The 23599-nt window shown below is 63.9% G+C and carries 28 protein-coding genes and 2 pseudogenes; 15 read left to right on the top strand and 15 right to left on the bottom strand.

Annotated features, from left to right (window positions below):
- The first annotated feature begins 73 nt into the window (after positions 1-73).
- The 5 genes and pseudogenes from SSARUM_RS06895 to SSARUM_RS24635 form a co-directional block, all read left to right on the top strand.
- On the top strand, positions 74-727 hold the full coding sequence (locus tag SSARUM_RS06895) for a helix-turn-helix transcriptional regulator (RefSeq protein WP_033653420.1): 654 nt from the start codon (positions 74-76) through the stop codon (positions 725-727).
- Positions 728-904: 177 nt separating this feature from the next.
- Positions 905-1399, top strand: coding sequence for a DUF2878 domain-containing protein (locus tag SSARUM_RS06890; RefSeq protein ID WP_033637629.1), 495 nt, complete (start codon positions 905-907; stop codon positions 1397-1399).
- A 110-nt stretch (positions 1400-1509) separates the two neighbouring features.
- On the top strand, positions 1510-2430 hold the full coding sequence (gene yedA / locus SSARUM_RS06885; protein WP_060429751.1) for a drug/metabolite exporter YedA: 921 nt from the start codon (positions 1510-1512) through the stop codon (positions 2428-2430).
- A 106-nt stretch (positions 2431-2536) separates the two neighbouring features.
- Positions 2537-2713 (top strand): hypothetical protein, encoded by a 177-nt coding sequence (locus SSARUM_RS06880; protein WP_162846220.1) that lies wholly within the window; start codon positions 2537-2539, stop codon positions 2711-2713.
- A 175-nt stretch (positions 2714-2888) separates the two neighbouring features.
- Positions 2889-2969, top strand: a pseudogene (locus SSARUM_RS24635) (SDR family oxidoreductase); the annotation flags it as partial.
- A gap of 6 nt (positions 2970-2975) precedes the next feature.
- Here SSARUM_RS24635 and SSARUM_RS06875 read toward each other — a convergent pair.
- The 8 genes from SSARUM_RS06875 to SSARUM_RS06840 form a co-directional block, all read right to left on the bottom strand.
- Complete coding sequence (locus tag SSARUM_RS06875) at positions 2976-3737, bottom strand: phosphate/phosphite/phosphonate ABC transporter substrate-binding protein (protein WP_080430341.1); 762 nt, start codon at positions 3735-3737, stop codon at positions 2976-2978.
- Positions 3738-3765: 28 nt separating this feature from the next.
- A complete protein-coding gene (locus SSARUM_RS06870) occupies positions 3766-4539 on the bottom strand; it encodes an ABC transporter permease (RefSeq protein ID WP_033637624.1) in 774 nt (257 codons plus the stop codon).
- Positions 4536-5471 carry an ABC transporter ATP-binding protein gene (locus SSARUM_RS06865; protein WP_060387441.1) on the bottom strand — a complete coding sequence of 312 codons (936 nt, stop codon included), beginning with the start codon at positions 5469-5471 and terminating at the stop codon, positions 4536-4538. Before SSARUM_RS06865 ends, SSARUM_RS06870 begins: the two co-directional genes overlap by 4 nt.
- Complete coding sequence (locus SSARUM_RS06860) at positions 5468-6628, bottom strand: ABC transporter permease (protein ID WP_043146959.1); 1161 nt, start codon at positions 6626-6628, stop codon at positions 5468-5470. The genes SSARUM_RS06865 and SSARUM_RS06860 overlap by 4 nt, the downstream gene beginning before the upstream one ends.
- Before the next feature lie 61 nt (positions 6629-6689).
- Positions 6690-7619 (bottom strand): glycine betaine ABC transporter substrate-binding protein OsmF, encoded by a 930-nt coding sequence (gene osmF, locus SSARUM_RS06855; RefSeq protein ID WP_033637621.1) that lies wholly within the window; start codon positions 7617-7619, stop codon positions 6690-6692.
- Positions 7620-7659: 40 nt separating this feature from the next.
- On the bottom strand, positions 7660-8691 hold the full coding sequence (locus SSARUM_RS06850) for a fatty acid desaturase (RefSeq protein WP_043146957.1): 1032 nt from the start codon (positions 8689-8691) through the stop codon (positions 7660-7662).
- A gap of 156 nt (positions 8692-8847) precedes the next feature.
- The gene (locus tag SSARUM_RS06845; protein ID WP_060429747.1) at positions 8848-9216 is read right to left on the bottom strand and encodes a cell envelope integrity TolA family protein; all 369 of its coding nucleotides are present in this window, start codon (positions 9214-9216) and stop codon (positions 8848-8850) included.
- A gap of 43 nt (positions 9217-9259) precedes the next feature.
- A complete protein-coding gene (locus SSARUM_RS06840; RefSeq protein ID WP_033646934.1) occupies positions 9260-10171 on the bottom strand; it encodes a LysR substrate-binding domain-containing protein in 912 nt (303 codons plus the stop codon).
- Between the two features lie 140 nt (positions 10172-10311).
- Between SSARUM_RS06840 and SSARUM_RS06835 the strand changes: the two genes are divergently transcribed.
- The 3 genes from SSARUM_RS06835 to SSARUM_RS06825 are packed head-to-tail and all read left to right on the top strand — an operon-like array spanning position 10312 to position 13443.
- On the top strand, positions 10312-10956 hold the full coding sequence (locus SSARUM_RS06835) for a hydrolase (protein WP_033637618.1): 645 nt from the start codon (positions 10312-10314) through the stop codon (positions 10954-10956).
- Between the two features lie 48 nt (positions 10957-11004).
- Positions 11005-11550 (top strand): antibiotic biosynthesis monooxygenase, encoded by a 546-nt coding sequence (locus tag SSARUM_RS06830; protein ID WP_060429745.1) that lies wholly within the window; start codon positions 11005-11007, stop codon positions 11548-11550.
- Positions 11551-11571: 21 nt separating this feature from the next.
- Complete coding sequence (locus SSARUM_RS06825; protein WP_043146952.1) at positions 11572-13443, top strand: amidohydrolase; 1872 nt, start codon at positions 11572-11574, stop codon at positions 13441-13443.
- A gap of 102 nt (positions 13444-13545) precedes the next feature.
- Here the strand turns inward: SSARUM_RS06825 and SSARUM_RS06820 are convergent, their stop codons facing one another.
- The 3 genes from SSARUM_RS06820 to SSARUM_RS06810 all read right to left on the bottom strand — a co-directional run bounded on the left by SSARUM_RS06820 (position 13546) and on the right by SSARUM_RS06810 (position 15719).
- A complete protein-coding gene (locus SSARUM_RS06820) occupies positions 13546-14676 on the bottom strand; it encodes a Gfo/Idh/MocA family protein (protein WP_041034068.1) in 1131 nt (376 codons plus the stop codon).
- Between the two features lie 227 nt (positions 14677-14903).
- The gene (locus SSARUM_RS06815; protein WP_043146950.1) at positions 14904-15527 is read right to left on the bottom strand and encodes a glutathione S-transferase family protein; all 624 of its coding nucleotides are present in this window, start codon (positions 15525-15527) and stop codon (positions 14904-14906) included.
- Positions 15528-15536: 9 nt separating this feature from the next.
- Positions 15537-15719, bottom strand: a complete 183-nt coding sequence (locus SSARUM_RS06810; RefSeq protein ID WP_033637613.1) for a DUF1127 domain-containing protein — start codon at positions 15717-15719, stop codon at positions 15537-15539.
- Between the two features lie 180 nt (positions 15720-15899).
- Between SSARUM_RS06810 and SSARUM_RS06805 the strand changes: the two genes are divergently transcribed.
- Positions 15900-17339 carry an aminotransferase-like domain-containing protein gene (locus SSARUM_RS06805; protein ID WP_033646949.1) on the top strand — a complete coding sequence of 480 codons (1440 nt, stop codon included), beginning with the start codon at positions 15900-15902 and terminating at the stop codon, positions 17337-17339.
- On the opposite strand, the gene SSARUM_RS06800 is transcribed toward SSARUM_RS06805, so the two are convergent.
- Positions 17327-17749 (bottom strand): NUDIX hydrolase, encoded by a 423-nt coding sequence (locus SSARUM_RS06800; protein WP_060429743.1) that lies wholly within the window; start codon positions 17747-17749, stop codon positions 17327-17329. The two genes, SSARUM_RS06805 and SSARUM_RS06800, sit on opposite strands and share 13 nt — an antisense overlap.
- Before the next feature lie 102 nt (positions 17750-17851).
- Here SSARUM_RS06800 and sseA point away from each other — a divergent pair, with 102 nt between their 5' ends.
- Positions 17852-18697 carry a 3-mercaptopyruvate sulfurtransferase gene (gene sseA / locus SSARUM_RS06795; protein ID WP_033646953.1) on the top strand — a complete coding sequence of 282 codons (846 nt, stop codon included), beginning with the start codon at positions 17852-17854 and terminating at the stop codon, positions 18695-18697.
- Here the strand turns inward: sseA and SSARUM_RS06790 are convergent.
- Positions 18694-19563 (bottom strand): LysR substrate-binding domain-containing protein, encoded by an 870-nt coding sequence (locus SSARUM_RS06790; protein WP_060387438.1) that lies wholly within the window; start codon positions 19561-19563, stop codon positions 18694-18696. The two genes, sseA and SSARUM_RS06790, sit on opposite strands and share 4 nt — an antisense overlap.
- 124 nt (positions 19564-19687) lie before the next feature.
- On the opposite strand from SSARUM_RS06790, the pseudogene SSARUM_RS24580 reads away from it, so the two are divergent.
- The 3 genes and pseudogenes from SSARUM_RS24580 to SSARUM_RS06780 form a co-directional block, all read left to right on the top strand.
- Positions 19688-19828 (top strand): annotated as a pseudogene (locus tag SSARUM_RS24580) (DUF4865 family protein); the annotation flags it as partial.
- Between the two features lie 77 nt (positions 19829-19905).
- On the top strand, positions 19906-21123 hold the full coding sequence (locus tag SSARUM_RS06785) for an FAD-dependent oxidoreductase (RefSeq protein WP_060387437.1): 1218 nt from the start codon (positions 19906-19908) through the stop codon (positions 21121-21123).
- A 41-nt stretch (positions 21124-21164) separates the two neighbouring features.
- Positions 21165-21677: a GNAT family N-acetyltransferase gene (locus tag SSARUM_RS06780; protein ID WP_043146939.1), complete on the top strand. Its 513-nt coding sequence runs from the start codon at positions 21165-21167 to the stop codon at positions 21675-21677.
- A 22-nt stretch (positions 21678-21699) separates the two neighbouring features.
- Here SSARUM_RS06780 and SSARUM_RS06775 read toward each other — a convergent pair whose 3' ends face one another.
- Positions 21700-22212 carry a DUF2165 family protein gene (locus SSARUM_RS06775; RefSeq protein WP_043146937.1) on the bottom strand — a complete coding sequence of 171 codons (513 nt, stop codon included), beginning with the start codon at positions 22210-22212 and terminating at the stop codon, positions 21700-21702.
- A gap of 135 nt (positions 22213-22347) precedes the next feature.
- On the opposite strand from SSARUM_RS06775, the gene SSARUM_RS06770 reads away from it, so the two are divergent.
- Both SSARUM_RS06770 and SSARUM_RS06765 read left to right on the top strand, forming a co-directional pair.
- Entirely contained in the window at positions 22348-22611 is a 264-nt protein-coding gene (locus tag SSARUM_RS06770) for a type II toxin-antitoxin system ParD family antitoxin (protein ID WP_033646967.1), read from the top strand.
- A gap of 24 nt (positions 22612-22635) precedes the next feature.
- Entirely contained in the window at positions 22636-22893 is a 258-nt protein-coding gene (locus tag SSARUM_RS06765; protein ID WP_060387436.1) for a type II toxin-antitoxin system RelE/ParE family toxin, read from the top strand.
- Positions 22894-22900: 7 nt separating this feature from the next.
- Here SSARUM_RS06765 and urtE read toward each other — a convergent pair whose 3' ends face one another.
- A complete protein-coding gene (gene urtE / locus SSARUM_RS06760) occupies positions 22901-23599 on the bottom strand; it encodes an urea ABC transporter ATP-binding subunit UrtE (protein WP_060387435.1) in 699 nt (232 codons plus the stop codon).

The raw sequence follows: 23599 nt of genomic DNA, 5'->3' as shown, positions 1-23599 counted from the left end.
TTGAGTTGGTCATAAGATTGCGTTAAATTTAACAAGAGTTATCTTGGAATAAGTTAGGGCGAGGCGGAGAAATATGTCAAGAATAAACTTGGAAAATAGCGGCAGCACCGCACAATCGGTCAGTGACCGCTTGCTGACGCTATTGAAAACCCGCGGCCCACAGCAAGCTTCTGACGCAGGAAAGGTGCTCGGCACCACCGGTGAGGCGGCCCGCCAGCAGTTCGTCAAGCTGGCGAAAGAGGGGCTGGTCGAAGCGGTGGCGGAAACGCGCGGCGTGGGCCGCCCGGTGCAGCTGTGGCATTTGACCTCGGCCGGCAACGCGCGCTTTCCCGACACCCATGCGGATCTGACGGTGCAGCTGCTGCGCACCGTGCGCGACAAGCTGGGCGAACAGGCGCTCGACGTGCTGATCGAGACCCGCGAGCAGGAAAACCGCATCAACTACAAGCAGGCGATGATCGGCGCCGCCGATCTGCAGGAGCGCGTGGCGCGCCTGACCGAAATCCGCTGCCGCGAAGGCTATATGGCCGAATGGCGTCAGGAGGAGGACGGTTCCTATCTGCTGGTGGAAAACCACTGCCCGATCTGCGCCGCCGCCACCGTCTGCCAGGGCTTCTGCCGGGCGGAGCTAAGCATCTTCACCGAAGTGCTGCAGGCGCAGGTGGAGCGCGCCGAACACATTCTGGCCGGCTCACGCCGCTGCGCCTACCGGATTTCGCTCCTTTAACACCGGTTTTTGCCCACGTTTTCAACCGGTACAGATTATTCTGCTTGTGCATCCCGCACCTTCCCTTCTAAGGTTGAATTAACGCATATTCAGACCAACAGCGGGCCTCGCGCTCGCTCTGGCAAATCCGTCGGCGCCTGGCGCGCAGCGGCAGAGTAACCCCACGGGAGTTGAACGATGAAGAAGCCGCATGCCGGATTCTGGCTGGCGACGCTGGGACTGGGCGTCTGCTGGCTGCTGGCGCTGCTGACTCGCGATCGGCTCAACGGCATCCTGCTGGCCGGCGCGGCCCTGGCGCTGATCTTTACCCCGGCCGCCCGCCGCAAAGGCGCGGCCCTGGCCGCCCTGGGCGGTATCGGCATGGATGGGCTGTGGAGCTACAGCGGCGTGCTGCACTACAGCGGGCAACACGGCCTGCCGCTCTGGACCATCGCGCTGTGGATCGGCTTCGGCTGCTGGTGGTATTGGCTGCTGGACGTGGTCAGAGCGGCCCCCTGGCCGCTGGCGGTGCTGGGCGCCGCCGTCGGCCCCTTTGCCTACGCCGTGTCCTGGAAGCTGGACGCCTTGCTGCCCGGCGTGCCGCCGGAGTTCATGCTGCTGCTGCTAGCCGTCGGCTGGTCGATTTACCTGCCGGCCGTCAGCTGGCTGCAGTGGAAGCGGCGGGACAGCTGAACGGCGGGCGGCGGCCGGGAAAAATAATGCCGAAAGCCATTGCTTATCGGTTGCCCGATCGGGTTTACTGAGCGTTCTAATAATAATCACCCCTGCAAAAACATATCCCTATGCTTAGCCAACAAAGCCGTAGCGTCCTGCCGTTGATCGGGGCGTTGTTCACGTTATATATCGTTTGGGGTTCCACCTATTTCGTCATTCGCCTCGGCGTCGCGCAGTGGCCGCCGCTGATGATGGCCGGCATTCGCTTCCTGGTTGCCGGCATCGTGCTGTTCAGTTTCCTGGCCTGGCGCGGCCACGCGCTGCCGACGCCGAAGCAGTGGCTGGCCGCCGGCGCCATCGGCATTCTGCTGCTGGCTGTGGGCAACGGCCTGGTGACGGTGGCGGAGCACCAACACGTGCCGTCCGGCATCGCCGCGGTGATGGTGGCGACGGTGCCGCTGTTCACCCTCTGCTTCAGCCTGCTGTGGGGGATGCGCAACACCAAACTGGAATGGGCCGGCATCGCGCTCGGTCTGGTGGGCATCGTGCTGCTTAATACCGGCAACAACCTGGTGGGCAACCCGACCGGCGCGCTGCTGATTTTGCTGGCGTCGGCCAGCTGGGCCTTCGGGTCGGTACTGGGATCGCGCATCTCGCTGCCGGCCGGGCCGATGGCCGGCGCGGCGGAAATGCTGGTCGCCGGCGTGGTGTTATTGGCAGCCAGTCAGCTGAGCGGCGAGCGTCTGACTCAGATGCCGAGCACCGGCGGCTTTCTGGCGCTGGGCTATCTGATCGTCTTCGGCTCGATGCTGGCGATCAGCGCCTATATGTTCTTGTTGAAGAACGTGCGCCCGGCGGTCGCCACCAGCTACGCCTACGTCAACCCGGTGGTGGCGGTGCTGCTCGGCATCGGCTTTGCCGGCGAATCGCTGGCGCCGCGCGAGTGGCTGGCGCTGGTGATCATCGTGGCGGCGGTGGTGCTGGTGACGCTGGGAAAATACCTGTTCGTCCGCCCGGCCCGCGTGCAGGCCATCGACAGCGAACGGTAGCGATCGCAAAGGGCGGTCTGCGGGCCGCCGTTAAAAACGATTCTTGTTTCACCCGGCGAAGGGGCTATAATTCCCGCTGTTCCAAGCAACCTGCGAAATTATTCCTATGCTGAAAAAAGCGTTCGTCATCGTCATCGCCCTGTGCGCCTTCGGTTCTTTGGGCGGCGTATTCCTCGCCGGGCTGAACATCTACACCCGTTCCACCACCCCGCACGAAGAAAGCGCGCCTGCCGTGGATGCCGCCGCCACGCCGGCGCAAACCGAAACCCTTCAGGCCAAGTGATCGTCCAGCCAGCGCTGGCAGCGCAGCTGTAAAAAGCGCTGCAGCCGCCTGACGCGTTCCGACACCGGCGAGCGATGCGGGCACCAGACATTTCGAGCAGTTCCTCACCGCGCCATAGCCGCCTTCCCCACGCCGGGGAGAAAAACGACGCGCTGCGCCTGATACAGGCCGACGCGCGGCAGGTTACCTGCTGGCGATGGAGAACGGCTTCGTCACCGGCAGCGCGATCGACATCGACGGCGACGCCCTGCTGTAACGGCGGCTAGAGCGCCGTCACGCCCTGCGCGGCGGCCTGCTGTTCCAGCACGGTGATAATCTGGTAGGCCGAACGTGGCACCAGACTGAAATTGCCGATCAGCAGGCGGTCGCTGACCGCCTCATCCAGCATCGCTCGGGCGCCGGCGCGCAGGATTTCCACCTGTTCCGGCGGCGTACCTGCCGCGGTGATCAGCGGCAGACCGGGCACCGCTGCCGTGCGGCCGATGATTTTCAGCCCCTCCAGCGCCTGCGGCTGCGCCCGGCGCAGCAGTTCCATGCTGATCGCATCGATGGCGGCGATATCCGCCTGCCCGCTGCGGATCAGCTTCAACGACTGATAATGCGCGCCGGAGGCAATCGCCGCACCAAAGAATTTCCCGTCCTGCGCCAGCGGCGCGATCAGCGCGCGCAGGCCGTTGTAGCCGGATTGGGAATCGGTGCTGTTATAGGCCGCCGTCCGGCCGCGAAAATCCGCCAACCGTTCGCCGGGGTCGCCCGCGCGCACCACCAGCCAGCTGCGGTAATTCGGCCCGTCGCACCCCTCAACCCGATAATGGTAGGTGCCGATCAGCTGCACCTGCGGCAGAGTGCTGACCAACGGATAACCGCAGGTTTGGCTGAGCAGCAGATCGTCGCGCCGCCAGTGCTGCGCCAAATCGTCCGGCCAACTGAGCCGCTCCGGCGCCGCCGGCAGCCCCAGGCGCAGCAGCTTGTCGCGCAATACCTGCCAGAAAGATTCGGCCTGCTCCCGGCCAACGCCGTACATCGGTAGAGACACCTGCATCATTTCCCCCTTACCCCGCCGGAGTGGTCGCCAGCGTCTGCTGACGCCAGGCGGTGAGATAACGCACCCAACGTTCGAACAGCATATCGGTGATAATAGCCAACAATGCCACCACCGCCGCGCCCTGGATCACATAGGCGGTGTTAAAGCCGCTCAGACCGATGATGATCGGCGAGCCGAGGGTCTTGGTGCCGACGGTGGAAGCGATGGCCGCCGTGCCGATGTTAATGATCACCGACGTGCGGATCCCGGCGACGATCACCGGCGCCGCCAGCGGCAATTCGACCCGCCACAGAATTTGCCAGGCGCTCATCCCCACGCCGCGGGCAATCTCGCGCGTGGCGGGCGGCACCGATTCGATGCCCGCCAGCGTGCCCTGCAAGATCGGCAGCAGGCCGTACAGCACCAGCGCAATGATCGCCGGCTGTTCGCTGAAGCCCATCACCGGCACCGCTACCGCCAGCACCGCCACCGGCGGGAAGGTCTGCCCTACCGCCACCACCGTTTCCACCAGCGAACGAAACTCCCGGCCGCTGCGCCGGGTTACCGCCACGCCGGCCGCCACGCCGAGAGCCACCGCGATCAGGCTGGAGATCGCCACCAGCGACAGGTGCGCCCCCACCAGCGCGATAAAGCTGTCCTGCTGATAAATGGGCCGCTCCAGATCGGGGAACCAGGCGGCGAACAGGCCGCGCAGATGATCCATGCCGAACACCAGCGCCAACAACAGCGCCAGCGTCCAGGGCAGCGGATCGCGCAGCAGGCGCCAGATGCGCCCGCTCATGACAGCGCCTGCCCGGCGATCAGATCGTTGAAGTGCAACACCCCCAACGCTTCGCCCCGTTCATCCACCACCGGCAGGCAGTCGCTGCCGCGCGCCACAAACACCGACAGCGCCTCCCGCAGGCTCATGGCGGCGGCGATCGGCTCGCCCTCGGCGGCACCGGACCGCACTCGCTCCGCCACCGTTCCCAGCGACAGCAGCTTGATGCCGCGATCGCTGCGCCCGAAGAAATCCCGCACGAAGTCGTTGGCCGGCGCGGTCAGCAGCGCCAGCGGCGTGCCCTGTTGCACCACCCGTCCCTGATCGAGCAGCACCAGGCGATCCGCCAAGCCCAGCGCCTCGTCGATGTCGTGCGTCACCAACACGATGGTGCGGCCGGAGAGCTGATGGATGCGCGCGATCTCCGCCTGCAGCGCCGCGCGGGTAACCGGATCCAGCGCGCCGAACGGTTCGTCCATCAGCAACACCTCGGGATCGGCGGCCAGCGCGCGCGCCACCCCTACCCGCTGCTGCTGCCCGCCGGACAGCTGGTGCGGATAGCGACGGCGAAACAGATCCGGCTCCAGATGCAACAGCTCCAGCAGTTCGGTTACCCGATCGCGAATGCGCGCGCGCGGCCATTTCAGCAGCTGTGGCACGGTGGCGATGTTTTCCTCCACCGTCCAGTGCGGAAACAGGCCGATCGATTGGATCGCATAGCCCATGCGCCGCCGCAGATCCTGCGGTTTGAACGACTGGATCTCTTCGCCGGCAAAGAGAATCTTGCCCCGATCGTGCTCGATCAGGCGATTGATCATTTTTAACGTCGTGGACTTGCCGGAACCCGAGGTGCCGATCAACACGGTGAATTCGCCCTCGGCGATGTGCAGCGTGAGATCGTCTACCGCCGGCTTGCCCTGAAAAATTTTGCTGACTTGCTCAAAGTGAATCATCGGCGCGATACGTCCAGGATTGAAACCCAAAATTTAAACAGCGAATCGACGATGACCGCCATCATGACCACCGGGATCACCCCCAGCAGAACCAGATCCAGCGCGCTGCTGAGCAGCCCCTGAAAGACGATGGCGCCAAAGCCGCCGGCGCCGATCAGCGCCGCCACCACCGCCATGCCGACGGTTTGCACCGCCAAAATGCGCACGCCGGTCAGGAACAGCGGCAGCGCCAACGGCAGCTGCACGCGCAGGAAGATCTGCCCGCGCGTCAGCCCCATGCCGGTGGCGGATTCGATCACCCCCGCCGGCACGCTTTGCAGCCCCGCCACCACGCTGCGCACCAGCGGCAACAGCGCGTACAGCACCAGCGCCACGATCGCCGGCGCCATGCCGATGCCGCTGACGCCGTGTTCCGCCAGCCAGGGCACCGCCGTCGCCAGCCCCGCCAACGGCGCGATCAGCAGGCCGAACAGCGCAATGGACGGCACGGTCTGGATAATGTTCAGCGCGGAGAAAATCGGCCGCTGCCAGCGCTCGGAGCGAAAACACAGCACCCCGAGCGGCACGCCGATCGCCAGCGCCGGCGCCATCGTCGCCAGCAGAATGGTCAGGTGCTGCAGCAGCGCGGCGTCAAACACCTCCTGGCGATTGTGGTACTCCTTCAGCAGCGACAGCTGATCGAGCTGATGCCCGAACAGCAGCAGCGCCGGCGGCACCAGCACCAGCGCGTTGCCCAGCATGCGCCACAGGTGCGACGCGGTGATGCGCGCCATGGCGTCGGCGGCGATCAGCAGGCTCAGCGCCATCGTCAGCCAGCACCCGCTGCCCCAGGAGGTGCGCGCCAGGCGCGATCCCTCCTGCGCCAGACGCCCGGCGGCCTGCCCGCTGATCCAGAAGGCCAGCGTCAGCACCCCGCAGGCGGCCAGCGCCGCCAGCAGCGCCCGCCCCCGCGTCGGCGGCAACAGGCTGAGGATCGCCAATGCCGCCAGCGGCAACAGCAGCCACAGCGCCGGGCCGTGCAGCAGGGATAACAAGGAGAGGCTTTTGCCCGACAACAGGCGATTGGGGGCATAACTGAGGAACGGCAGGCCGAACGCGGCCAGCAGCAACAGCATGAACAGCGTCAACAAGACGCGATGTTTTACGGCGATAGTCAAAGAAACGCTCCGGTTCCCTCGGTTTACCCCCTCTCCCGACGGCAGAGGGGGCACCTCGGCATTATCCCTTAACAAACCCTTTCTCTTTCAGGTAAGCGGCCGCCACCTGTTTGGCGTCCTGGCCTTCCACGGCGATCTGCGCGTTGAGTTTTTGCAGCGTCGGCCCGTCCAGCGAGGCGAACACCGGCTTCAGCAGCTCAGGCAGATTGGCGTGCGCCTTCAGCGCCGCTTCGCGCACGATCGGCGCCGGCGCGTAGATCGGCTGTACGCCTTTCGGATCCGCCAGCGTCTGCAGCCCCAGCGCCGCCACCGGGCCATCGGTGCCGTAGGCCATCGCCGCGTTGACGCCGGAGGTCTGCTCCGCCGCCGCCTTGATGGTCACCGCCGTATCGCCGCCGGCCAGGGACAGCAGCTGATCCTGATTCAGCTTGAAGCCGTAGGCATTCTGGAACGCCGGCAGCGCATCCGGCCGCTCGATAAATTCCGCCGAGGCCGCCAGCTTGAACTTGCCGCCGCCGTTGATCCACTTGCCGAGATCCGACAGCGTCTTCAGGTGATTGGCCTCCGCCACGTCCTGGCGAATGGCGATGGTCCAGGTGTTGTTGGCCGGCGCCGCGTCCAACCAGACGATTTTGTTTTTGTCGTAGTCGAGCTGTTTCACCTTCTCGAAACCGGCCTGGGCGTTCTTCCACGCCGGATCTTTCTCATCGGAGAAGAAAAACGCGCCGTTGCCGGTGTATTCCGGGTAGATGTCGATCTCGCCGGACGTGATGGCGCCGCGCAGCACCTTGGTGGTGCCGAGCTGCAGCTTGTTGGTGGTCTGGATGCCGTTGGCTTCCAGCACCTGCACGATGATGTTGCCGAGCAGCGAACCTTCGGTGTCGATCTTGGAGCCGACGCGCACCGAGTCGGCCGCCTGCGCCAGACCGCCGGTGGCCAGCAGAGCCAGCGCGACGGCAAAGGAACGTCCGCGTGATAAGGTGATTGCCATACTTTTCCTCTGGTTATACGTTTTCCGGCTCATGGGCCGGTTAGGTTGGAAAATCCTGAGAAACGCGCTTCCAGCGCGCAATAAATTTTTCCGTCGGCAGGACATCGCCCTCCCCCTGCGGTTCACCGGCGCGCAACGGATGCACGCCGACGTCGATCGGCGTCAGGGCGTAATCGCGCAGCCACTCGCCGTAGCCCTGCGCGACAAATCCCTGGCTGCGACGCTGGTACGCCTCGCGCTCCGCCAGATAGACTTCGCGCAAACCATACCAGGGCAGGCCGGGCAGATCGTGATGCACTAAATGATAGTTCAGATTGAGAAACAGCAGCCGCCACGGCCAACCCGCCTCATTAATAATAGAACGTGCCTGCGGTGCGTCCACGGCGCGATGCTCAAAAAACGATCTTACCTTGGTCAGCGCCAGCGCCGGGTAGCTGATGGCCAGCAGGTAAAACGCCGCGCCGATACCCTGCGCCTGCAGCCAGTCGAGCAGCATCGCCAACAGCGACAGGTGCACCAACCACCTCGCCCAGACGCGCCACTCCCCGGCGGCAAGCGCTTTCACCGCCCCGACCAGGGTCGCGGCGATATCCAGCGCCGGGCCAAGGAGCACCCGGCCGATCAGCGTATTGCGCACGGCGGCCAGCAGCGGCAGCAGCCGGGGATAGCGCCGCCACTGCGCGGCGCTGAAGTAATAGCTTTCGGGATCTTCGTGCGGATCGGTCAGGTGGTCGTTGCGATGGTGGCGCAGATGCGAATCGCGATACAGCCCGTAGGGATACCACACCGCCAGCGGCAACAGGCCGAACAGCTGATTGACGCGCGGCCAGCGCGTCGGATGGCCGTGGATCAGCTCGTGCTGCAACGACATGTACCAGGTGGTCAGCAGGATCAGCAGCGGCGCGCCAAGCCACGGGCCCAGCGTTTGCCACCCCAGCGCCACGCCGAACCAGCCGCCGTACACCGCCGCCATGATCCCCCAGGTGGGCAGCTCCAGCCGCCAATGCCGGCGCCGATAAAGCTGCCTGATTCGTTCGCGCTGTTCGGGGTGCAAATAGTGGGCGTAGGACATGCTGGGGCTCGCGGTAAGAGATTTTCTCCCAGTATCCGTGAGCCGTAGCGGCATTCAAAATAACGAAAATGGCAAAGCTAAGTGAAAATTCAGCGGGTTGCGTACGCGTAAAAGCGAAAAAATGGGCCGCGCAGGCGGCCCGTCCGTTACCTCCCTTCAGGGAACGAAATCGAGCACCACGGCGTTGAACAGCGCGTACTCGGTGGCGGTGGCCATCGGCGGAAACTGCGCGCACTGCACTGCCGCGCTCGCCGCCGCGCACAGTGGCGCGTCACCCCGCACGATCTTGCTGCTCGCCAGCTTGCCGTCCGGCCGCAACCGAATGCTGATGGTGCAGCGTTGGCCGCGCGCGCGTTCAGGCAAACGCAGCTCGCGGCTCACCGCGTTATGCACCCGCACCGGATAGCTGAGCGGCGCCGTGGCCTGCGCCTCGGCCTGCGGCTCCGGCAACGGGATGCCGGCCTGACGCCCGGCGCCGTAGCCGCTTAACAGCAACAGCGCCAACAGGCCTAGTGTCTTTTTCATTCCCTATATCCTTATTGGGTTGTTAATCCTTATATGACGGCGATCACTGCGCCGCCGGGTAAGCCTCGCCGTCATCCGCGTAACGCTGCAGCCGCTCGCGCCACCACTTGGCTGCCAGACCGCTGGCGCTTTCCCGCCAGCCGAAATAGGCAACGTCGCTGCAGCGCTCAGATTCAACGCGTTTCGCCACCAGTTCGCCGCTGTTCAGGTAAGGTTCCGCCAGAGAACGCGGTAGATAGCCGCAGCCCAGCCCGGCCAACTGCGCCTGCAGCTTGGCGTCGAAGCCGAAGACCGTCAGCGTATCCTGTTCTTCCAGCAGGTTCAGGCTCTGCGGCGCGTTGACCCGCGAGGTATCGCGCACCACCACCGCCCGGTGCTGACGGATCTCATCTTTCGGCAACGGTTCCGGCAGCGCCGCCAGCGGATGCTGTGGCGCGACGGCGAACACGTAATCCAACTGCCCCAGCCGGCTGAACGCATAACCCACCCGCGACGGCGGCTCGCAGATGGCGCCGATGATAATGTCGGCGCAGCCGTAAACCAGCGATTCCCAGGAGCCGGCCAGCACCTCGTGGCTGAAACGCAGCCGGGTATGATGATGCTGCCGATAGAACTCGTCGATCAGCGGCAACAGGCGGGCAAACGGGAAGGAGGCATCGATCCCGAGCGTGATCTCGCTTTCCCAGCCGTTCTCCACGTAGCGCGCCTGCTGCTCCAGATCCTGCGCCGCCCGCAGCAACACCCGCCCTTTTTCCAGCATCAGCTTGCCGGTATCGGTGAACTTCGCCCGGTGGCCGGAGCGGTCCAGCAGGGTGATGTCGAGATCGTTTTCCAGCTTTTGCACCATATAGCTGAGTGCCGAAGGGGTTTTAAACAGTGCGGCGGCCGCGGCGGCGAAAGATCCGTGCCGGTCCAGCGCGTCCAAAATCAGCAGCGCTTCCAGGTTTAATCTCATGCTTTCTCCCGTGTATAAAAAAACTCAACAAGTCGGCAAAAATTCTGCGGTATCTTTGAAATCGCCCTCTGCCTACCATGCGTTTTATCGGCGTTACACTCATCAGATGTTCAACCGAAATATCACTGGGAAGGTAAATTATGTCCAAGTTTCAACTGCTTGATAAAGACAACTCCGCACTGATTTTTATCGACCATCAACCGCAAATGGCCTTCGGCGTGGCTAATATTGATCGTCAGCAACTGAAAAACAACGTTGTTGGTTTGGCGAAGGCGGGCAAGATTTTCAACGTGCCAACCCTTTTCACCTCGGTAGAAACCGAAAGCTTCAGCGGCTATATCTGGCCGGAACTGCTGGCGGTACACCCGGAAATCACCCCGATTGAACGCACCTCGATGAACTCCTGGGAAGACGCGGCCTTCGTTAAAGCCGTGGAAGCCACCGGCCGCAAAAAGCTGGTGATCTCCGCGCTGTGGACCGAAGTGTGCCTGACCTTCCCGGCGCTGATGGCGCTGGAAGCCGGCTATGAAGTGTATGTGGTGACCGACACCTCCGGCGGCACCTCCGTCGATGCGCACGAGCGTTCGATCGATCGCATGGTGCAGGCCGGCGCCGTGCCGGTGACCTGGCAGCAGGTGCTGCTGGAGTACCAGCGCGACTGGGCGCGCAAAGACACCTACGACGCGGTGATGGCGCTGGTGCGCGAACACAGCGGCGCGTACGGCATGGGCGTCGACTACGCTTACACCATGGTGCACCACGCACCGGCCCGCACGCTGAAATAATTCCCCTTGCCCCGGCTCCGCGCCGGGGTATTTTCAGGAGTCGGTTTTATGGCCCATCCGCAGCATGTCACGCTGGTGATCACCCACCGTTTGGCGCCGGGGAACGAGCAGGCCTATGAGGCCTGGCTGAACCGCATCATGCCCGACGCCGCGGGCTTCACCGGCCATTTGGGCGTCAACGTGATTCGCCCTTCCGGCGACGAGCAGGCCTATACGGTGCTGGTCCGCTTCGACAACCTCGACAATCTGTACCGCTGGATCCACTCGCCGCTGCGCAAGCAATACATCGAAGAAGTCACCCCGCTGTTGCTGGAGAGCGACCATATCGAGATCCGCCCCGGCGCGGAGTTCTGGTTTACCCCGCCCAGCCCCGGCGTGCGCCAGCCGCCCCAGTGGAAGCAGTTCATCATCACCCTGCTGGTGATCTTCCCTTCCACCAATCTGATGCCCTGGTTTTGGGGGCTGGCGCTGCCGCAGCTGAACGGCACGCTGCTCGGCCATTTTCTCAATGACGCCACCGTGGTCGCCCTGGTGGTGTACCTGTGGATGCCTATCGTGACCCGCGTTTTTCATCAATGGCTGACCCGCCGCTAGGCGGTTCGCCGGGAGAATGTTATGAACCACCACGCTTCATTGATCATCACCAACGGCAAGTTTCACACTGTCGATCGCCAAAATCCCACCGCACAGGCGGTCGCCATCCGCGACGGCAAATTTCTGGCGGTCGGCAGCGAAAGCGAAGTCATGCAGCACGCCGGGCCGGAAACCCAGGTGATCGACCTGCACGGCCACACCGCCATTCCGGGCCTGAACGACTCGCACCTGCACCTGATCCGCGGCGGCCTGAACTATAACCTGGAGCTGCGCTGGGAAGGCGTGCCTTCGCTGGCCGACGCGCTGCGCATGTTGAAAGAACAGGCGCTGCGCACACCGAGCCCGCAATGGGTGCGGGTGGTCGGCGGTTGGACCGAATTCCAGTTCGCCGAGCGCCGCATGCCGACGCTCGACGAAATCAACCAGGCGGCGCCGGACACGCCGGTGTTCATTCTGCACCTCTACGATCGCGCGCTGCTCAACCGCGCGGCGCTGAAGGTGGTCGGCTACACCAAAGACACGCCGAACCCGCCGGGCGGCGAGATCCAGCGCGACGCCAACGGCAACCCGACCGGCATGCTGATCGCCAAGCCCAACGCCATGATCCTGTACGCCACGCTGGCGAAAGGACCGAAGCTGCCGCTGGAGCAGCAGGTCAACTCCACCCGCCAGTTTATGCGCGAGCTGAACCGTCTGGGCCTCACCAGCGCCATCGACGCCGGCGGCGGCTTCCAGAACTACCCGGAGGATTATCAGGTGATCGCCGAGCTGCACGAGAAAAAGCAGCTGACCATTCGCATCGCCTATAACCTGTTCACCCAGCGGCCGAAGCAGGAGCTGGAAGACTTCGAGCTGTGGACCGACATGCTCAAGCCGGGCCAGGGCACCGACTTTTATCGCCACAACGGCGCCGGCGAGATGCTGGTGTTCTCCGCCGCCGACTTCGAAGACTTCCTGCAGCCGCGCCCGGATCTGCCGCCGGGCACCGAGGACGAGCTGGAGCGGGTGGTGCGCCATCTGGTCGAGCACCGCTGGCCGTTCCGCCTGCACGCCACCTATGACGAATCCATCAGCCGCATGCTGGACGTGTTCGAGAAGGTGAACCGCGACATTCCGTTCAACGGGCTGCACTGGCTGTTTGACCACGCCGAAACCATTACCGAACGCAATATCGAACGGGTCAAGGCATTGGGCGGCGGCATTGCGGTGCAGCACCGCATGGCATTCCAGGGCGAATATTTCGCCGAGCGCTACGGCATCGAAGCCACCAAACATACGCCGCCGGTGGCGAAAATGCTGGCGGCCGAGCTGCCGGTCGGGCTGGGCACCGACGCCACCCGCGTCGCCAGCTACAACCCGTGGACAGCGCTGTACTGGCTGGTCTCCGGCCGCACCGTCGGCGGCATGGCGATGTACGACGACAGCGCGCGGCTGGATCGCGAAACGGCGCTGATGCTGTGGACGCAAGGCAGCGCCTGGTTCTCCACCGAGCAGGGCAAGAAAGGCCAGATCAAGGTCGGCCAGCTGGCGGATGTGGCGGTGCTGTCGCAGGACTATTTCAGCGTGCCGGAAGAGCAGATCAAAGGCATTGAGTCGGTAATGACGGTGGTGGACGGCAAGGTGGTCTACGCCGCCGGCAGCTTCTCGCCGCTGGCGCCGCCGCCGCTGCCGGTGCTGCCGGAGTGGTCGCCGGTCACCCAGGTGCCGGGCCACTACCGTTCCGCGCCGCCGTCGGCGGCGGCCAAAGTCGGCGTGCTGAGCCAGGCGCACCAATGCTGCGGCCCGTGCGGCGTACACGCGCACCAGCATGACATCGCGCGCCGCTCCAGCATCCCGGTGTCGGATGAAAACGCCTTCTGGGGCGCGTTCGGCTGTTCGTGCTTCTCGTTCTAAGTTGCCAGGCAAACAACTTATTATGTAACTAGCTTAATAAGATATTAAGCTATCAACACAACAAATTAATGGCGCTGCCCACGGGAGAGCGCCATTTCATTTTCAATCGCGGTTAATCTCCAGCCAGCGCCGCTGCTCGGCGGAGGCGGCTATCGCATCCAGCACGCAAGACACCTTCCAGCCTTCTTCAAAGTCCGGCCACATGCGATCGCCCGCGGCGATGCCGTTGACCAGATCGCGGATCTCCACCGTCTTCTGATCGTTAAAGCCGATGCCGTGCCCGGCGCTGATGCAGAACGCCGCGTAGTCCGGGTGCTTCGGCCCTACCAGCAGCGTTTTGAACCCCTGCCGCTCCGCCGGCTCATCGTGCCGATACAGCTTCAGCTCCGCCATCCGCTCCTGGGTATAGCTCAGCGTGCCCTTGGTGCCGGTGACCACATAGGTCAGCCCCATCTTGCGCCCGCAGGCAATGCGCGAGGTTTCGATAGTGCCCATCGCCCCGCCGGCGAAGCGCAGCAGCGCGCCGGCCTGATCTTCGTTTTCCACCGGCAACAGGCGCGCCGGGTCTTGCGGGTCCGGGCGCTGTTTGATCACCGTTTGCATATCGCCACAGACCGCCACGATGTCGCCCACCAGGTAGTGCGCCATGTTGACGATGTGCGCCGCCAGATCCCCCAGCGCGCCCAGCCCGGCGCTGGCGCGGCGGCAGTGCCAGTCGAGCGGCGTGCGCGGGTCGGCCAGATAATCCTCATTGTGGGTGCCGTAAAAATGCACCACCTCGCCGATTTCACCGTTGGCGATGATCTCGCGCGCCAGCTGGCTGGTCGGGTTCTTCATGTAGTTGAAACCGACCAGCGTTTTCACGCCCTTGGCGCGGGCGGCCTGCACCATCTCCGCCGCGTCGGCGGCGTCCAGCGCCAGCGGCTTTTCCGAATACACGTGCTTGCCGTGGCGGATCGCCTCCAGCGCCATCTCTTTGTGCAAGAAGTTGGGCGCGCAGATGTCCACCACGTCGATCGCCGGATCGGCCACCAGCTGCCGCCAATCGCCGGTCGAGCGCGCAAAGCCGAACTCGGTGGCGCGCTGCGCCGCCAGCTCGGGCGTCACTTCCGCCAGCATCTCCAGCACCAGCTCCCCTTTCAGAGGAAAGACCGTGGCGGCCTGCGCATAGGCGATGGCGTGACAACGCCCGATATAGCCGGTGCCGATTAACCCAACGCGTACCTGTTTCATCATTTTCTCCCGTGATCGAAATCCTGTGTAGAACCAGGCGCCGCTCAATGAAACGCGCCGGCTGATAACAGGTTTATATGGAATTTAAATTTCAACAACAAGAAAAAAGGAAAATAAAGTTCACATTCGTGATGCCGTTCATGAAACATTGACGGGATGATGCAACGGGAAAGCCCGGATACGGCTTGCCGTATCCGGACGAGATAAAATGAACCGTTTATTTCATATCAAGGTAAACCGTTGGCGCCATGCTGCACGTAGCCAGGGCGTTGCAGCAGGCGCTGCTGATAGGCCGCCAGCGCCGCATAATTCGGCCGCTCGAACGGCGTCATCAGCCAGCGATTCAGCGACAGCCCCAGCACCACGTCCGCCAGCGTGAAGGCCGCGCCGGCGGTATAAGGGCCGTGCTGCGCCAAATGCTTGTCCAGCAGCCCCATCAGCCTATTCCACTCACGCTCGGCGGCGGCCAGGCTGGCGGCATCCTGATAATCCGCATGCCCGCGCACCCGCGACATGAACACATAGCGCCAGGCGCCGTTCAGATCGGTGGCCTGCCAGTCCATCCACATCTCCACCGCCGCGCGCGCGCCGGGTTCCTGCGGCAGCAGATCGCGGCGCCCTTCCCGTCCGGCCAGGTAGCGGCAGATGGTGTTCGACTCCCACAGCACCCGCTCGCCGTCGATCAGCACCGGCACCAGGCCGTTGGGATTCAGTGCCAGAAACGCCGGCTCCTGCGTGGAGCGAAAGCCGCTGCCCCAGTCCTCCCGCGCCAGCGGCAACCCCAGCTCCTGGCAGGTCCACAATACCTTGCGCACGTTGATCGATGAGGCTTTGCCCAATAATTTCAGCATTCGCTTTCCTTACCCTCTCCAGAACGGTTTATCGCCTTCGCGCCGCGCATCCGCCCGCGTCAGGCCGATATCCGCCAATTGCCTGTCGTTCAGCAGCAGTAACTCTCTGCGCGTACTGCGGCGCAACAAATACCAACGCCAGCGTGACCAGCCTACCCGTCGCCACGTCGTCATGCCATCAAACAGTGCCATGTTGTTATTCTCCCTGCTGTTTTTGCGTTGCAGTCATCATGCTCGCCGGGAGAAAAACAATACAGATTCACGCTGGCGCTATTTTTTTCATACAGCTGCGCCAAAAAAACCGCTGAATGGTTTACTTTGAAAGCATCTGTACCGGTTTTTTAATCCTGCATCCCGATAAGAGGCCTCTGTATGACACGCTACGCCACTCTGGCCGCCATTCTCAGCCAACGCATTCAGCAAGGGCTGTATCCCGCCGGCCATCGCCTGCCTTCGGTGCGCGCGCTGAGCCAGGAGCACGGCGTCAGCATCAGCACGGTGCAGCAAGCCTACCGGCTGCTGGAAGAACAGCGCCTGGTGGAGGCGCGGCCGAAGTCGGGCTACTTCGTGCATACGCGGCGCGCGCAGGCCGAGCTGCCCGCCATGACGGCGCCGGTGCAGCGGCCGGTGGACATTTCGCAATGGGAGCAGGTGCTGGAGCTGGTGCGCAGCCGGCCGCGCGAGGGCCTGATCCAGCTGGGGCGCGGCATGCCGGATATCGCCGAGCCGACGATGAAACCGCTGATCGTCGCCCTGCGCAACGCCGCCCGCCACGGCGATCTGCGCAGCCTGTATTACGACAGCATTCAGGGCGTGGCCGCGCTGCGCGAGCAGGTCGCCCGCCTGCTGCTGGATTCCGGCTGCCAAATCGGCCCCGATCAGTTGCTGATCACCACCGGCTGCCAGGAGGCGATCTCCGCCGGGCTGCGCGCCGTTTGCCAACCCGGCGACATCGTGGCGGTCGATTCGCCCTGCTTCCACGGCACCATGCAGACGCTGAAGGGCCTGGGCATCAAGGCGCTGGAAATCCCCACCGATCCGCTCACCGGCGTCAGCCTGGCGGCGCTGGAGATGGCGCTGGAACAGTGGCCGATCAAAGCGATTCTGCTGACGCCCAACTGCAACAATCCGCTGGGCTACATCATGCCCGACGCCCACAAACAGCGGTTGCTGACGCTGGCGCAGCGCCACGACGCGGCGATCATCGAGGACGACGTCTACGGCGACATCGCCTATCACTACCCGCGGCCGCGCACCATCAAGTCGTTCGACGAAGACGGCCGCGTGCTGCTGTGCAGCTCGTTTTCCAAAACGCTGGCGCCGGGGCTGCGGGTGGGCTGGATCGCGCCCGGCCGCTACCTGGAGCGGGTGCTGCACATGAAGTTCATCGGCTCCGGCGCCACCGCCACCCAGCCGCAGCTGGCGATCGCCGAATTCATCCGCGGCGGGCACTATCTGCAGCACCTGCGGCGCATGCGCGCCCGCTACCAGCAGAACCGCGATCGCATGACCGACCTTATCCTGAAACACTTCCCGGCCGGCACCCGCGTCAGCCGGCCGCGCGGCGGCTTTATGCTGTGGATCGAACTGGACGAGGCGTTCGACACCCTGCGGCTGAACCGCCATCTCGAGCAGCAGGGCGTGCAGATCGCCGTCGGCAGCATCTTTTCCGCCGCCGGCAAATACCGCAACTGCCTGCGCATCAACTATGCGCCGAAGCTGACGGCGGAGATCGAACAGGCGGTGCAGCGGGTCGGCGCCACCATCCAGGCACTGATGCCGAGCGGCGTGCTGCAACCTCAGGCGGACTGAAGCCAATACACCGCCACCCGGCGGCGCAGATGCCCGATGCCCTGCGGGTGGTGAATAAACTGCTCTACCGGCATCATTCGCCAGCGCTGCCCTTCATCGCCAAAGCGAATGGCGGCGATCTGCGCCGGGGTGATCACTCCGGCCATAAACCAGGTCGGCGGGTAGCCGGGCTGAATACCGTCGTAACGCCACTGCCAGACAACCTGGCGTTCGGCGAGCAACACCCCAAACTCTTCCTGCGTTTCCCGCAGCACGCACTGCAGCGGCGTCTCGCCGTTTTCCCGCCCGCCGCCGGGCAGATCCCACATCCCGGGCCACGGAATGCCCGGCTTGTCGTCCCGTTGGTAAACCAGCAGGCGGCCGTCGCACAGCAGCGCGATCTTGGCCCCGTCAAACGCCCGATCCGTCATGTTTTCCGTCTCCCGCCCATACCGTTGCCTGAACATCATACTCCATCCCGGCACGGCCTGGTGTATAGTGAAAATCCGTTTTCACAACAGGCGAACAATACGATGAATTCTCCGTTTCTGGTGACCCCTCAATGGCTTGCGCAACATATCAACGATGAAAATCTGGTGGTGATCGACGTCCGGATGTCGCCGGTGGGGCTGACGCCGAAGAAAGATATGCTTGCCGAGTTCGAACGCGGCCATATCCCAGGCGCGGTCTATTTCGATATCGACGAGGTGGCGGACAAAAACACCGCGCTGCCGCACATGCTGCCGACGGCGGCGGAGTTTGGCGCGGCGGTGGGCAAGCTGGGCATCAGCGAGCGCGATACCCTGGTGATTTACGACGAAGGCAACCAGTTCTCCGCGCCGCGCGGCTGGTGGACTTTCCGCAATTTCGGCGCCGAGCGCGTTTACGTGCTGGACGAAGGGCTGAACGGCTGGACCGCGCAGGGCCAGGCGCTGGCAACCGGCCCGGCGCAGCCTGCCCCGCAGACGTTCAACGCCCGGTTCAACGCCGACGCGGTGGTGGATATGCGGCAAGTGGAGCAGGCGTTAGGCACGCCGGTGCAAATTCTCGACGCGCGCGCCGCGCCGCGCTTTTATGCCGAAGCGCCGGAGCCGCGCCCCGGCCTGCACCGCGGCCATATTCCCGGCAGCATCAACATTCCGTACGGCGAGCTGCTGGAAAACGGCCGCTTCAAATCGCTGGAGGCGCTGCGCCAAACATTCAACGACAAGGGGGTGGATATCAACGGCCCGATCATCACCAGCTGCGGCTCCGGCGTGACGGCGGCGGTGCTGGCGTTCGGCCTGCTGTCGCTCGGCGCGCCGCAGGTCAAGCTGTATGACGGCGCCTGGAGCGAATGGGGCCAGCTGAGCGGCAAGCAGCCGATCGCCCAAGATTAAGTTTCGATCCGCTCGACCACGATCTGCGCCAGCCGCTGCACGGCGGCCGAAGGCTGATCCTCGGCGCGGTGCAGCACCACGCCGAGCTGGCCGAGAGCGGGCAGCAGATCGGGGGCCAGCGGCGCCAGGCCGGGCGGCAAACCCGCCGCCGTGCGCACCGTGACGCCCAATCCGGCGCTCACCGCCGCCCACACGCCGTTCAGGCTGCGGCTGGTAAAGGCGATGCGCCAGGGTATGCCGACGCGATCCAGCGCCTGCGTCGCCGCGCTGCGCATCAGGCAAGGCGCGTCAAACATCACCAACGGCAACGGCTCATCCCCTTCTCGCCAGGGCGCCAGCGCGAAGCCGGGCGAGGCGATCCAGTGCAGCTGCCGCTGCCCCAGCGCCAGATTAAACGGCGTGCTCAAACCGCCATCCCACGCCAGCGACAGATCCAGTTGACCTTTCAGCACCCAGTCGATCAGCTCGGCATTGCGCGCGATGCGCGCCTCGATGCGCACCTTTGGATTGGCGCGCGCGAAGCTGCCCAACACCTGCGGCAGAAACGTCTCGCCGAAATCCTCCTGCAGCCCCAGCCGCACCGTGCCCTGCAAATCCAACCCGCGCACCGCGGCGGCGGCTTCGTCATTGAGCTCCAGCAGGCGGCGCGCGTAACCGAGCAGCGTTTCCCCCGCCTCGGTCATCACCATGCCGCGCCCGGCCTTGCGCAGGATCGGCGCGCCGACCTGCTGTTCCAGCTTTTTCAGGTGAGCGCTGACCGCCGACGTCGAACGCCCCAGCCGTTCAGCCGCCTTGGCGAAGCTGCCCAGCTCGACGCCGGTGACGAAGCTGCGCAAATCCTCGAGATCGAACGTTATTCGCCTCATGCTGACCATCCTGATTTTCTGAACCATCGATAAAAATAATACCGATTTTACTGATAAAGATGGCGTGTCACGCTCTCCCGGTCAACGTCTTTGCGGAGAATCCTTATGCTCGCGATGCACGCAGCCCGCCAAGTGGCGGTTAGTGCGGCTGGATTTATGGCGTGAACCGCCGCAGGCACAGCCGCAAAACGGCCAGCTGTTCCGCGTCGGCCATCTGTCCGCCCCCTTTGACCACACTGCGCCGCGGGTTGACAGCCAAACTTGATATTGATAATCATTATCAACATTAAACCATTCACTTGCGGCTCGCGGGATGCGGGCCGCTCTCCGGGGTCAACCGCCATGCCGTCATCACCGATCACACCTTACGCCACCACCTGCTGCATCGTGGGAGGCGGCCCCGCCGGGCTGATGCTCGGCTATCTGCTGGCGCGGGCGGGGATCGACGTGACGGTGCTGGAGAAGCACGCCGACTTCCTGCGCGATTTTCGCGGTGACACCATTCACCCGTCGACGCTGGAAGTCATGCACCAGCTGGGCCTGCTCGACGAACTGCTGGCGCTGCCGCACCAGCGCGCCGAATCCCTGCACGCCGAAGTCGCCGGGCGCGACATCAAGCTGGCGGATTTCACCCGCCTGCCGACGCGCTGCAAATTTATCGCCTTTATGCCGCAGTGGGAGTTCCTCAACTTTTTGGCACAGCAGGCCACCGCATTCCCCCATTTCAGGCTGCTCACCTCGACGCAGGTTCATAAGCTGCTCTACGACCGCGGCCAGGTATGCGGCGTGCTGGCCGACACGCCGGAAGGCCCGATCCGCGTGCGCAGCCAGCTGGTGATCGGCACCGACGGCCGCAACTCGGTGGTGCGCGAGCAGGCGGCGCTCAGCAGCCGCTCCTTCGGCGCCCCGCGCGACGTCTTGTGGATGAAGCTCAGCAAGCAGCCGGGCGATCCGGCCTGGTCGATGGGCCATACCGGGCCGAAGCAGAACTTCATCATGATCGATCGCGGCGACTACTGGCAGTGCGGCTACTCGATCGATAAAGGCAGCTTCGACGCGATCCGCCGCAGCGGCCTGGAGAAATTTTTGCTGCACCTCGCCGAGGTGGCGCCATTCCAGGACGATCGCCTGCAGGAGATCGTCGAGTGGGATCAGGTGAAGCTACTGAGCATCCGCATCGATCGTCTGGATCGCTGGGCCAAACCGGGAGTGCTGTGCATCGGCGACGCCGCGCACGCCATGTCGCCGATCGGCGGCGTGGGCGTCAACCTGGCGATTCAGGACGCGGTGGCCGCCGCCAACGCCCTGATCCCACCGCTGCGCCAGCATCGGCTGCAGCTGAAGCATCTGCTGAGCGTGCAGCGCCGGCGCGAATTCCCCACCCGGGCCATCCAGTTTTTGCAGATCAAAATGAGCCAGCGCAAGCCGGGCGAACGCCGCGCAGCGGGCGGTTCGCGCCTGATCGCCCGCGTCGGCAACAGCCGCTGGCTGCCGCGCCTGTTCGGCCGCATCATCGGCCTGGGTTTTCGCCGCGAAACGCCGCGGCATCTTGAAAGTTAACCCGCTATACTCATCGGTTCCCGCTTCGATGAGGTTCATTCATGTTCACCGTCCGTCAGGCATTGCTGGAAGATTTAACCCAGGTGCGCGATATCGGCATCCGCACCTATCGCGCGCACTTCGGTGAGCTGTGGCGCTACCCGCACGAGCTGGAGGCCTTTCTGGCCGAGGATTTTGCCGTCTCCGCGCTGGAACGGACGCTGCGCGATCCCGACGTGTGCTGGCTGTTGGCCTATGAGGATGACGCCCTGGTCGGCTATGCGCGGCTCAACGTCGACAGCTTGCTGGCGCCAACGCAAACCCGCGGCGCAGAGCTGCAGAAAATCTATTTCCTGCCGGGCCATGCCGGAAACGGCTATGGCCAGCGCCTGTTCGAACAGGTGCAGCAGCGGGCCATCGAGCGCCGGCAGAAGACGCTGTGGCTGGAGGTGCTGCAACGCAACACCGGCGCCCAACGCTTTTATCAGCGCCAGGGATTGAGCATTTGTGGCGAGACCTGCTACACCAGCGCCCAGGGCTCGATAGGCATCTGGTATATGAGCAAGGCGCTGTAACCGCGCCCCGCTCCGCCTTCGTTTAGCGCGGCTCCCGCTGCAGCATCAGGAACAGCAAAGCAAACGCATTGGGCGCCAGGTAGATCAGCGCCCCCAGCTGCACCGCCAGCGGATCCTGCTTGGCCTGCCAGGCCATAAACCAGTCGCCGGCGACCACCATAAAGCCGACGCCCCACACCGCGATCGCGCAAAGCGCCCCCAGCATCGCCCAGATTTTGCCCTTGGCGAAGGCGGCGTAAGGGCCTTTAAATCGCCCGATCATCAGCACCACGCCTACGGCCGCGAATAGGCCGGCCAGCGTTTCCAGCGTGGTGATGACAGCCAACCCCAACATGCAGGCCCAGTCGGCGCCGATCGCGCGCCACATCAACCCCGGCGTCTGATAGGTATCCTGCATGGCGAGCAGCGGACCCACCGCGTTGCGCGCGGTGCCGGCGAAATCCGCCGTATTGTTCAACAGGCTGAACAGCCCCCACAGGGCCGGAAACAGGGACAGGACGATGCAACCGAGGCGTGACACAGTGATTTCGTTCATGGGTTATCCTTAATTAATAAACTTGCGGCTTCCGCCCTCATGGCGGTGCCGCAGTCGAGATCCTGAGAGTTTGACGTGCACAATGTAAGAACTAATCTTACAATGACGCAGCATAGCCGAAAGTGAGGGGGAACAATGGGCAGAACATTAACGGTAGATCTGGGTGACGAACTGCGTAGTTTCGTCGAAGACCTGGTGGCCAGCGGCGATTACCGCACGCCCAGCGAAGTCATCCGCGAATCCGTGCGCACTTTGCGCGAACGTACCGCCGCCTCAAAACTGGAAGAGCTTAGGCGCCTGATTGCCGAAGGAGAGCACAGCGGCGAAGCCGTCGAATGGGATCGTGATGTGTTCATGGAAAGAATACGGAGCAAAGCAAAAGGATGCGCAGGAAAGTAACCGTCCGCCCAAAAGCCTGGCGATATGGAAGAGATCTATTTTTGCGGATTGGCGCACTTTGGCTTACAGGTGGCCGAAGATTATCTGCGCCACCTGCATCAGGCTTTCGATAACCTTAGCCACCCCCAACTCGGCAGAAACATCGATGCAATCGGCCCCGGCCTATGGGTATTGCCCGTCGCCAACCACCTGATTTATTTTCGTCAGCACAGGCGAGAGGTGAATATCATCAGAGTGCTGCATCACTCCCACGATCCGCTCAGCCGATCCTTTTTCAGCTGATCCAACGTCAAATCGCCACCAGCCCACGTACGCCGTCCTGTTCCATATTGCTGCCGGCGCCGCGCTGCACGATGCTGCCGCGCGACATCACCAGATAGCTGTCCGCCAGGTCGGCGGCAAAGTCATAGAACTGCTCCACCAGCAGGATCGCCATATCGCCGCGCGCCGCCAGCTGTTTGATCACCGCGCCGATCTCCTTGATCACCGAAGGCTGGATCCCTTCCGTCGGCTCGTCGAGGATCAGCAGCTGCGGCCGGCAGGCCAGCGCCCGGCCGATCGCCAACTGCTGCTGCTGCCCGCCGGAGAGATCGCCGCCGCGCCGATCCTTCATTTGCCGCAGCACCGGAAACAAGTCATAGATCGGATCCGGCACCGTGCGCGCGGCGGCGCCGGAAAAGCGCGCCAGCCCCATCAGCAGATTTTCCTCGACCGTCAGGCGCGGGAAAATCTCCCGCCCCTGCGGCACATAGGCGATGCCCGCCCGCACCCGCTGATGCGGCTTTTTACCGGTGATGGTTTCGCCCTGCCAACGGACGCTGCCGCTGCGCGCCGGGACCAGCCCCATCAGGCATTTCAGCAGCGTGGTTTTGCCCACGCCGTTGCGCCCCAGCAGGCAGGTCACCTCGCCAATGCGCGCCTCGAACGACAGGCCGCGCAGAATGTGGCTGCCGCCGTAATATTGATTCAATTCCTCTACCTGCAGCAT

Origin of the sequence: Serratia sarumanii, assembly GCF_029962605.1 — a bacterium.
Lineage (GTDB): Bacteria > Pseudomonadota > Gammaproteobacteria > Enterobacterales > Enterobacteriaceae > Serratia > Serratia sarumanii.
Note: the sequence above shows the minus strand (reverse complement) of the source record. Positions and strands in the feature narration are given on the sequence as shown.

Coding starts and splice junctions, on each gene's coding strand:
- SSARUM_RS06895 (WP_033653420.1), top strand. CDS start 74: ATGTCAAGAATAAACTTGGAAAATAGCGGCAGCACCGCACAATCGGTC.
- SSARUM_RS06890 (WP_033637629.1), top strand. CDS start 905: ATGAAGAAGCCGCATGCCGGATTCTGGCTGGCGACGCTGGGACTGGGC.
- yedA (WP_060429751.1), top strand. CDS start 1,510: ATGCTTAGCCAACAAAGCCGTAGCGTCCTGCCGTTGATCGGGGCGTTG.
- SSARUM_RS06880 (WP_162846220.1), top strand. CDS start 2,537: ATGCTGAAAAAAGCGTTCGTCATCGTCATCGCCCTGTGCGCCTTCGGT.
- SSARUM_RS06875 (WP_080430341.1), bottom strand. CDS start 3,737: ATGTACGGCGTTGGCCGGGAGCAGGCCGAATCTTTCTGGCAGGTATTG.
- SSARUM_RS06870 (WP_033637624.1), bottom strand. CDS start 4,539: ATGAGCGGGCGCATCTGGCGCCTGCTGCGCGATCCGCTGCCCTGGACG.
- SSARUM_RS06865 (WP_060387441.1), bottom strand. CDS start 5,471: ATGATTCACTTTGAGCAAGTCAGCAAAATTTTTCAGGGCAAGCCGGCG.
- osmF (WP_033637621.1), bottom strand. CDS start 7,619: ATGGCAATCACCTTATCACGCGGACGTTCCTTTGCCGTCGCGCTGGCT.
- SSARUM_RS06850 (WP_043146957.1), bottom strand. CDS start 8,691: ATGTCCTACGCCCACTATTTGCACCCCGAACAGCGCGAACGAATCAGG.
- SSARUM_RS06845 (WP_060429747.1), bottom strand. CDS start 9,216: ATGAAAAAGACACTAGGCCTGTTGGCGCTGTTGCTGTTAAGCGGCTAC.
- SSARUM_RS06840 (WP_033646934.1), bottom strand. CDS start 10,171: ATGAGATTAAACCTGGAAGCGCTGCTGATTTTGGACGCGCTGGACCGG.
- SSARUM_RS06835 (WP_033637618.1), top strand. CDS start 10,312: ATGTCCAAGTTTCAACTGCTTGATAAAGACAACTCCGCACTGATTTTT.
- SSARUM_RS06830 (WP_060429745.1), top strand. CDS start 11,005: ATGGCCCATCCGCAGCATGTCACGCTGGTGATCACCCACCGTTTGGCG.
- SSARUM_RS06825 (WP_043146952.1), top strand. CDS start 11,572: ATGAACCACCACGCTTCATTGATCATCACCAACGGCAAGTTTCACACT.
- SSARUM_RS06820 (WP_041034068.1), bottom strand. CDS start 14,676: ATGAAACAGGTACGCGTTGGGTTAATCGGCACCGGCTATATCGGGCGT.
- SSARUM_RS06815 (WP_043146950.1), bottom strand. CDS start 15,527: ATGCTGAAATTATTGGGCAAAGCCTCATCGATCAACGTGCGCAAGGTA.
- SSARUM_RS06810 (WP_033637613.1), bottom strand. CDS start 15,719: ATGGCACTGTTTGATGGCATGACGACGTGGCGACGGGTAGGCTGGTCA.
- SSARUM_RS06805 (WP_033646949.1), top strand. CDS start 15,900: ATGACACGCTACGCCACTCTGGCCGCCATTCTCAGCCAACGCATTCAG.
- SSARUM_RS06800 (WP_060429743.1), bottom strand. CDS start 17,749: ATGACGGATCGGGCGTTTGACGGGGCCAAGATCGCGCTGCTGTGCGAC.
- sseA (WP_033646953.1), top strand. CDS start 17,852: ATGAATTCTCCGTTTCTGGTGACCCCTCAATGGCTTGCGCAACATATC.
- SSARUM_RS06790 (WP_060387438.1), bottom strand. CDS start 19,563: ATGAGGCGAATAACGTTCGATCTCGAGGATTTGCGCAGCTTCGTCACC.
- SSARUM_RS06785 (WP_060387437.1), top strand. CDS start 19,906: ATGCCGTCATCACCGATCACACCTTACGCCACCACCTGCTGCATCGTG.
- SSARUM_RS06780 (WP_043146939.1), top strand. CDS start 21,165: ATGTTCACCGTCCGTCAGGCATTGCTGGAAGATTTAACCCAGGTGCGC.
- SSARUM_RS06775 (WP_043146937.1), bottom strand. CDS start 22,212: ATGAACGAAATCACTGTGTCACGCCTCGGTTGCATCGTCCTGTCCCTG.
- SSARUM_RS06770 (WP_033646967.1), top strand. CDS start 22,348: ATGGGCAGAACATTAACGGTAGATCTGGGTGACGAACTGCGTAGTTTC.
- SSARUM_RS06765 (WP_060387436.1), top strand. CDS start 22,636: ATGGAAGAGATCTATTTTTGCGGATTGGCGCACTTTGGCTTACAGGTG.
- urtE (WP_060387435.1), bottom strand. CDS start 23,599: ATGCTGCAGGTAGAGGAATTGAATCAATATTACGGCGGCAGCCACATT.